Origin of the sequence: Schaalia canis (genome assembly GCF_003858455.1) — a bacterium.
In the GTDB taxonomy this organism is placed as follows: Bacteria; Actinomycetota; Actinomycetes; order Actinomycetales; family Actinomycetaceae; genus Pauljensenia; species Pauljensenia canis.
Genome location: NZ_RQZF01000035.1, coordinates 1 through 694, shown reverse-complemented (window position 1 = coordinate 694; position 694 = coordinate 1). Strand labels below are relative to the sequence as shown.

2 protein-coding genes are annotated in these 694 nt (G+C 51.9%); both read left to right on the top strand.

Annotated features, from left to right (window positions below):
- On the top strand, positions 1-488 hold a 488-nt coding region (locus EII11_RS10615; protein WP_165867166.1), incomplete at its 5' end, for a hypothetical protein.
- A 1-nt stretch (position 489) separates the two neighbouring features.
- Positions 490-694, top strand: a 205-nt coding sequence (locus tag EII11_RS10355; RefSeq protein ID WP_133306634.1) for a hypothetical protein, incomplete at its 3' end; no start/stop codon positions are given.

The window sequence follows — 694 nt, the reverse complement described above, 5'->3', positions numbered from 1 at the left end:
GCAGAGCGGCTGATGAAAGAATCCGAGCCTGGATTGGGTTAGGCAAGGACCTGGCCAAAGAGGCTCCCCTCGACAAGATTCCCCTCGTCGGACAAGCCGCTGACTTCCTGGCCGAACAAGCCCTCGACGCCGGGGCCCAAAGGCTGGAAGAATCCCTGGCTCGTCATGAAAACCTCGCCCTGGAGAATAAAGCCCAGCAAGCTGAAGAGTCTTTTGAAGCACGCATGAATGCGATAGTGAAGACTCTTTACGATGCTGGTCATATCACCCGCGCAGACCTTGACCGTCTTGCTTTGGGTAATGAGCTGTCCTCTAGTGATGTGGATGTGTGGTTGGAGACGTCTTTTCCTGGCGCTGAAGGAATGCCCGAGGATAAACGCGATAACCTTGGCATCATCGTGAAAGGTTTGAGTGAGACCAAGGGGCATTTAGCTGTTTACGAGATGGCGTATACGACCAGTTACCTTAAGGGAAACGTGGAGTACTGATATGGCAGCACTTAATAAATATGCTGTTCGTGCAATTATCTTTATTGCTTGTGTCAGCTTGCTATCGGCTTGTGCGTATCGTGATTCCGAGGAAATCATCGTCCCTCATCCGATTCTGCTCACCGCTCAAGAAGCCGGAGGTGGGGAGCAAATTCCAATTAGCGGAGGTGATCTGAGTGTAGCCGCAGATTGTGGTCCGGATGGAA